The following is a 7,409-nucleotide window of genomic DNA, read 5'->3' as shown; positions in this document are numbered from 1 at the left end:
TCGGGCCGCGGAGGTCGCCGACGACCTCAGCGGTCACCTTCACCTTCGCGAGAGCCGACGCGTCATGCGTGATGGTGTCGCCATCGACCAGCAAGACCGGCACGAGCTCGACGTTGCCGTCTTTGTCGGCCTTGATGCGGTCGAGAACGACAATGCTGCCGACCTCGATCTTTTCCTGCCGACCACCGGCGCGCACAACTGCGTAAACCACTTGGGAACCCTAACTCTATGAACTGTTGCCGATGATTTCGGCAGAAGTCTTGGTGTGCATTCGGTTGCGGGCTTAGCCCAGCACACACCGAAGGTCAACAATAGTCGATTATCGCGGCCGGGGTCAAACGCTGCGAGGTGTGTTCAGGCCGTGTCGACGATGCCGACGATCTCGTGTTCGGACGGATGCCGTTCCAACCACAGGCGCAGCAGCACTCCCACGAGGATGACGAGCGGTGCGACGCTCAAAAACTGCTGCCCTGCGGTCGCCGCGGAGAACCCGAGCGCCTGCAACACGCGCTCCCCCGCGTCGGCGGGGAGACGGATCTGGCCCATCAGGCCGTTCGTCACCAGGGAGAATCCGTTCGTGGCCAGCATCACCACGAAGATCAGGGTCCCTCCGACGGCCGCCGCGAGGACCGAGCGCGTGATCACGTGGACGACATGCAGTTCGGGGCCGATCGGCGCAATGAACCAGAAGCTGAGGAACACCCCGACGGACAGGGGCACGGCGACGGTGGCGAACTGCGTGGCATATCCGGCCCACCACTGCCAGGCCGGCACGTCGCTCGAGCCGAGGAAGGTGAGTTGGCCGATCAGGGCGTTCAGCACGTTCTGAATCAGGCTGACGGCCAGCACGACGAGGGCGGAGACGAGGGCGACGAGGAAGCCGTGTTGGCGCACGACGCGATGGGCTAGTGAAGTCATCCCGCTCATCCTTCCTGGTGAGATCTTCTAGGGGAGAAACGGAGGTGTTGTGAATCGGCGCTGTTTAGAATCGGCCAATGACCATCCTGATCGACCAGCCTAGGTGGCCGGCACACGACATGCTCTGGTCTCACCTGGTGAGTGACAGTTCGCTCGAGGAATTGCACGACTTCGCCAGTCGGCTGGGCATCCCCCGGCGCGGCTTCGATCGGGATCACTATGACGTGCCAGAGGGCCGGTATCACGAGCTGGTGGCCGCGGGGGCGGAACCGGTGAGCATCCGGCAGCTCGTGGAGCGACTGAGGGACAGCGGGCTGCGGGTGTCCCAGCGAGATCGTCGCGGCCTGTAGCCGCCCCACGCCCGCCTCGCGGGCGCGGCACGTCCAGCCATCCACATTGCGTCACAGCGATGCCCTGCCACGGCGGTGACGGGTGAGAGGGGCTACCAGCTTTCGTTGAAGCCCTCGACGCTGCGCACGACGGCTCCGCTCGCGATGTCGATGAAGACTGTTGAGATCGAGGTGGACTGCGCGTCGACCGGGTAGCCATCGGAGACGCTGTTCGCGTAGTCCGGGATGACGTTTACCGCCACGAACTGGCCGTTCGGCGAAATGCTGAAGTCTTCGATACTGCCGGCATCGTCCTTCGACTGGTAGAGCACCCGCGCGGTCGTGCCGTTCTCGTAGAGCAGATAGCTCTGGAACCTGCCGCCCGTCGCCGAGTCGAACACGGCGACTTGCTGCACCCGGGCAGTGTCGCGCCCGAGCAGCACGACATCGCCGCCGTAGGTGGATGCCCCGGCGATCGGCAGCGACGGGATGCGCGTCTCCTTCCCGTCTGCGAGAGAATAGGCGATCTTGCCGAAGACGTCACTCACGACGATCGTCTTGCCGTCGGGCGAACTCCGCCCGAGACCGGTGTACTGGCCGAGAGGCACGGGCGGTCCGGCCTTGGCGGCATCGATCAGCAGTACGGTCTGGTCTTCGCCCTGGGCGACGATGCTCGTCGTACCGCCGAGGAAACCCCAGTCCAACACTCCGAGAGGCTTGCCGGCGAGGTCGGGCACCGGGGTCACCGTGTGTGCTCCGGTGAGATCGATGCGCATGAGCACGGAGTTGTACTGGCGCGAGACCGTGGGCCCCGCGCTGGTGAAGGCGAAGCCGAGCAGTCCAGCATCCGACTCGCCCTGCATCTGATCGATGGTGCCCGGCGACGGCAGCACGATCTGCTCCACCAGTTTGCTGGAGAGCCCCACCAGAGAAAGCGAACTGGTGCCATCGTCGGCAAGGGTCGTGACGGCGATCGCCTGGGCGAAGACAACGAATTGCTGGATGCGCGGCGCCGAGTAGACCACGGTGCGCTCACTGCCGCGCAGCCCGGTGCGGATGATCGAATCAACCTGCCCAGCCCCGGCCGCCGGGTCGGCGCGATCGAGATAGTAGATCTCGGCCGGAGCCGTGGTGAACGCATAGTCGAAGGTCGACACCCGCGGCTGGAACGCGTTGGCGACATCCGACACCCGCACCGTGTATCTGGTGCCATAGCGAAGGCGGTCCGTGAATTGCACCGCGATGACGGCCCCGGAGGTGCTCACGGTGAACGGCGCCGCCGGACTCACCGACACGTGCTTCTTCGTGACGTCGAGGATGCTCTGGTTGGCAAAGAGCCGCAGCTGCTGTCCGGCCTGAGCGACCACACGATCGACATCGACGCTTCCGCTCGACAACTTCGGCCCCTGAAGGTAGTTGAGGCCGGCGAATCCCGCGACGAGGATCACCAGGGCGATGATGGTGATCGCGAGGGCGCGACGGAACGGCCCGGCCGCCCCGTCGGCAGCATCCTCGCCGTCAGTAGAGGTATGGCTCACTCGGCTGAGTCACTTTCGTCGTCGCGGTGGGCACCAGCGCGATGGACTGCTGGCTCTTCGTGCTCGGATTCGTCTCGAAGGATCCGCTCACCTTCACCCACTGATCGGCGCTGAAGCGATCTTGCCAGTTGGGCAGGTACACCGGCACCCCCACCGGCTGCGCGTCGACGGCGCAGCAGGTGATCACGAAACGGGAGACATAGAAGACGTTTTGCGGGTCATCGGTGTCCTTGGTGATAAATCCGATGACGTTCGCCGTCTTATCGCGGTAGAAGCCCGCGTCGGTCGTCTGGCGTAGCAGTGACGACCAGTCGAGCACGGTGAAGCGCGCGAACGCGCCGGCAGGAGCGGATGCTGCGGAGTCCACGGTCTTCGTGCTGGGGCCCACCTGGGTGCTGTTGATCACCCGTTGGTCTGCGGTGGCGGTGGTCAGGGTCGCGGGCGGTACAACGACGAGGGCGACAGCGACCACGAGGGTGACCACCGTGCCGGCGACAGAGATCGCTTTGCGGTAGCCCCGGGGGCTCGGCTCCTCGTGGTCCTGGTCGTGGTCATCCGGCTTCGGCGACTTCCAGAAGCTGGCCACGACGAGCACGAGCCCCAGCCCAGCCATGATCACGGTGAACACGATGTACCGCGGGTGGATGTAGAGGATGAGCTGGTTGGTCACGGCCAGCCAGACCGTGGAGATGAGGGCTGCGACGCATAGGGCGATGCCCTGCCACCGGGTGAACCTAGGCAAGATAATTCACGACCAATCCGATCAGGGCGCTCAGCAACCCGACGATCACGGTGAGTTGCACCAGTACCTTCGCCCGGAAGGTGGTGCGCATGAGGGTGAGCATCTTGATGTCGATGATCGGCCCGAAGACGAGGAACACCGCGATGGAACCCGGCATGAAGGTGCTGGCGAAGGGCAGGATGAAGAACGAGTCGACATTGGAGCAGACGGAGATCACGAACGCGAGCACCATCATCGCGAGAATCGACCAGAGCGGGTTGCTGCCGAGACTCAGCAGCACCGCGCGGGGCACCGCCACCTGCACGAGGCCGGCGATGAGCGACCCGATGAACAGTGCCGGCATGATCACAGCGCTCTCGCGGGTGAAGAGTTCCACGCTCTTCTGCCAGCGGGTCTGGTCGTGTTCGTGCCCGTCGGGCAGTCGGCAGTCGGCGGCGAAGCGGTCGGTGAGCAGGCTGTCCTGGGCGGGATGCTTCGAAAAGAGCCATCCGATCACGTTGGCGATCACGAATCCGCCCACCAGGCGTGCCGCGAAGACCCAGCTGTCGAAACCGAAGGCCTGCCCGGTAGTGAGGATCGTGATCGGATTCACGATCGGCGCGGCAAGGAGAAAGGTCATCGACTCCGAAACGGTGAATCCCTTCACCATCAGTCCGCGCGCCAGCGGTACGTTGCCGCACTCGCAGACCGGCAGGAAGATGCCGAGGAAGGAGATCGTGGCCCGCCGCAAGAAGGCATTGCGCGGAAGGATCCGCATGATCCAGCGGTCGGGAATCCAGACCTGCACGAGGATCGACAGCACGATCCCCAGAATCACGAACGGCAGGGACTCGATGATCACGCTGATCGACAGCGTGAGCAGGTCCTGCACGCGGTTGGGCAGCGACCAGGGTCCGAGCGCGGGAGTGAAGGCACGCACGGCGAAGATCCCGATGATGCCGGTGAGCCCGAGCGAAAGCCCCACCACGGTGGGCGTCCGGATGCCGCTTCGCTCGCGCTCTGCTACCCGGATGCCCACCTGCGGAATCCTACGACGTGACGCTGTCTACGCCACCTCGGCTCGCTACTCTTGCGCGGAACCCTTGGACTGCTCGGACTGCTCGGACTGCTCAGGCTGCTCGGTGGTTCGAACGGTACCGGCGCTGGAGGCGCGGCGAGAGACGCGTGAGCGCCCCTGCCCCGGCTGCTTCGGTTCGGGAAGGGCATCGAGCACCGAATCGAGGATCTGCTCGGCATCGTGGGTGGAGATGCGTCGCGGTCCCCGCGAGTTCTTCTTCACCGGGATGTCCAGGATCTCGACGGCAGCCTCGGCCGCGGCGATCGTCACGGCCTCGACCTGGGGCGACTCGACAGCAGCCACCGGAGCGGACTCGACGGCGACCGCGGATGCCGTGACATCCTTGGCCGGAGCATCGGAGGCCACGACGGCGGGCTCGTCGACGTGCGCGTGCGCGATCGTGGAGGCCGCGATCTGGGCGAGGGCATTCTTCACGTCGTCGGTGATGGCGTGGGTTCCACCGTTGGGCTTCTGCGCGGCCGACGAACCGTTGTTCGACGAGCCGTTCGAGCGCCCCGAATCGTTGCCGCCGTTGCCATTGCCGCCTTTGCCGCGTCCGCGACGGGGCGTCTCGGGCTGGGCGGACTGGCGGTGTCGCACTACCGGGTCGTGATGGATGATGATGCCGCGTCCCGCACAGAACTCGCAGGGTTCGCTGAACGACTCGATGAGGCCGAGCCCGAGCTTCTTGCGCGTCATCTGCACCAGGCCGAGTGAGGTGACCTCGGCGACCTGGTGCTTTGTGCGGTCGCGGCTCAGGCACTCGACGAGCCGACGCAACACGAGGTCGCGGTTCGACTCGAGCACCATGTCGATGAAGTCGACGACGATGATGCCGCCGATGTCGCGCAGGCGCAGCTGGCGCACGATCTCTTCGGCCGACTCGAGGTTGTTCTTCGTCACGGTCTCTTCGAGGTTTCCGCCCGAGCCGACGAACTTGCCGGTGTTGACGTCCACGACGGTCATTGCCTCGGTGCGGTCGATGACGAGCGAACCACCCGAAGGCAACCACACCTTGCGGTCGAGAGCCTTCTCGATCTGCTCGGTGATGCGGTACTCGTCAAACGAGTCGACGGTGCCCTCATAGGTCTTCAGCCGGTCCACGAGATCGGGGGCCACCTGCGAGAGGTAGGTCTTGATCGTGGCTTCGGCATCCTCGCCATCGATGACCAGCTCGTGGAAGTCCTCGTTGAAGACATCTCGCACGATCTTGACCAGGAGGTCTGGCTCGCTGTGCAGCAGGGCCGGCGCCTGCACCGTTTCCAGGGTGGCGCTGATCGCGGCCCACTGCGCGGTGAGACGGTTGACATCGAGGGTGAGCTGCTCGTCGGTCGCGCCTTCGGCAGCGGTGCGCACGATGACGCCGACGTTCTCGGGGAGCACCTCTTTGAGGATCTTCTTCAGACGAGCGCGCTCGGTATCGGGGAGCTTTCGGCTGATGCCGTTCATCGAGCCGTTCGGCACGTACACGAGGTAGCGACCGGGCAGGCTGACCTGGCCCAGGACCTCCTGGCCGGACTTCAGCACCGACCCGATGCTGCGCGAGCGTCCCCCGACGGAGGCGTTGTAGTTGACCTCGCCGGCGTACAGGACGGCGTTGCGGCTCTTGCCGATGTCGACGAAGGCCGCCTCCATGGAGGGCAGGACGTTCTGGACCCGGCCGAGGTAGACGTTCCCGGCGTACGCCTGGGCGCTGGCCTTGGTCACGTAGTGCTCGACGAGCACGCCGTCCTCGAGCACGGCGATCTGGGTCCGGTCGCCCTTCTGGCGCACGACCATGGTGCGGTCGACGGCCTCGCGGCGGGCCAGGAACTCGGCCTCGGACAGGATCGGCTTGCGGGTGCGACCGGAGTCGCGTCCCTCCTGGCGGCGCACGCGCTTGGCAGCCATCCGGGTCGAACCGGTGATGCCGCGCACGCCGTCCTCGTCAGCGCTGGTGGCACCCGTGCCGCCACCGCCCTGCGAGCGGTTCCGGGGGGCGCGCGGCTCACGGACAGGCGCGGCCGCGGGGGCCTCGCCCACGCCGTCGTCGGCGCCGGTGCGGCGGCGACGGCGGCGACGGCGGGTGCCGGTCGCGCCGTCCCCGTCGTCCTCGTCGGCCTCGGCGTCCGAGGGCGAGGCGTCCGAGGTCGGAGCGTCGGTGCGGTCGTCGCTGTCGGTGGACTCCTCGCCCTCAGCCCGGGGCCCACGGCCGCGGCGACCGCGTCGACGGCGACGGGGGCGGTCGTCGTCCTCGTCGTCGTCGGAAGCAGCCGGACGCTCGCCAGCCGGTGACTCGCCGCTGGCCACGGGCTCGATCAGCTCGGGCACCAGTGCACCGGGGGCACCGGCGCCGCTCGTCCCGGCGCGGCGGCGGCGGCGGGGCGCGGGGGCTGCGTCGGCCTCGTCGTCGAGCGGCGCGAACGGGTCGGCGTGCGCAGCAGGTGCGGGCGCAGCCGGTGCGGGTGCCACCGGCTCGGGGGCCTGGAAGGTCATGGCCGCGGGACGCCGGGCGCGGGTCCGCTTGACCGGGGCAGGCACGTCGTCGGTCACGAGGCTCGACGGGGCGTCGACGCTGATGTCCTCGACGCTGATGTCCTGGCCGCTGATGTCGTCCACGACCGTCGGGTCCTGGGGGACGACGACCGGGCCGGCCTGCAGCAGCGCGGCCTGCGCGGCGAGCTCCTCCTCGGTGAGGGGAACCTCCTCGGCCGGCGCGGGCTCCCCGGGCGCGGGCTCGACGGGGACGGTCTCGGCGGGCGCCTTGGCGGGGCGCTTGCGGGGGGCGGGCGGGGCCCTCTTGGCCGGGGCCCTGCGCCCGCGCCTGGCGGGGGGCGCGCGGCCCG

The 7,409-nt window shown here is 67.2% G+C and carries 7 protein-coding genes; 1 reads left to right on the top strand and 6 read right to left on the bottom strand.

What is annotated here, in order from left to right; all coding sequences use genetic code 11:
* On the bottom strand, positions 1–211 hold a 211-nt coding region (locus H7290_RS05955; protein WP_290513104.1), incomplete at its 3' end, for a bL21 family ribosomal protein.
* Positions 212–354: 143 nt separating this feature from the next.
* A complete protein-coding gene (locus H7290_RS05950) occupies positions 355–918 on the bottom strand; it encodes a hypothetical protein (RefSeq protein WP_290513103.1) in 564 nt (187 codons plus the stop codon).
* Between the two features lie 77 nt (positions 919–995).
* Here H7290_RS05950 and H7290_RS05945 point away from each other — a divergent pair, with 77 nt between their 5' ends.
* Positions 996–1,268, top strand: coding sequence for a DUF4031 domain-containing protein (locus H7290_RS05945; RefSeq protein WP_290513102.1), 273 nt, complete (start codon positions 996–998; stop codon positions 1,266–1,268).
* 92 nt (positions 1,269–1,360) lie between these two features.
* Here the strand turns inward: H7290_RS05945 and H7290_RS05940 are convergent, their stop codons facing one another.
* The 4 genes from H7290_RS05940 to H7290_RS05925 all read right to left on the bottom strand — a co-directional run.
* On the bottom strand, positions 1,361–2,785 hold the full coding sequence (locus tag H7290_RS05940) for a hypothetical protein (protein WP_290513100.1): 1,425 nt from the start codon (positions 2,783–2,785) through the stop codon (positions 1,361–1,363).
* Entirely contained in the window at positions 2,766–3,527 is a 762-nt protein-coding gene (locus H7290_RS05935) for a TIGR03943 family protein (protein ID WP_290513098.1), read from the bottom strand. Before H7290_RS05935 ends, H7290_RS05940 begins: the two co-directional genes overlap by 20 nt.
* Complete coding sequence (locus H7290_RS05930) at positions 3,520–4,545, bottom strand: permease (protein ID WP_290513096.1); 1,026 nt, start codon at positions 4,543–4,545, stop codon at positions 3,520–3,522. Before H7290_RS05930 ends, H7290_RS05935 begins: the two co-directional genes overlap by 8 nt.
* A gap of 45 nt (positions 4,546–4,590) precedes the next feature.
* The coding region (locus H7290_RS05925; RefSeq protein WP_290513095.1) for an Rne/Rng family ribonuclease at positions 4,591–7,409 on the bottom strand (2,819 nt) is incomplete at its 5' end.

Source organism: Aeromicrobium sp., from assembly GCF_014378035.1.
Lineage (GTDB): Bacteria > Actinomycetota > Actinomycetes > Propionibacteriales > Nocardioidaceae > Aeromicrobium.
The sequence above is the reverse complement of the archived record's forward strand: the minus strand, read 5'-3'. Positions and strand labels throughout refer to the sequence as shown.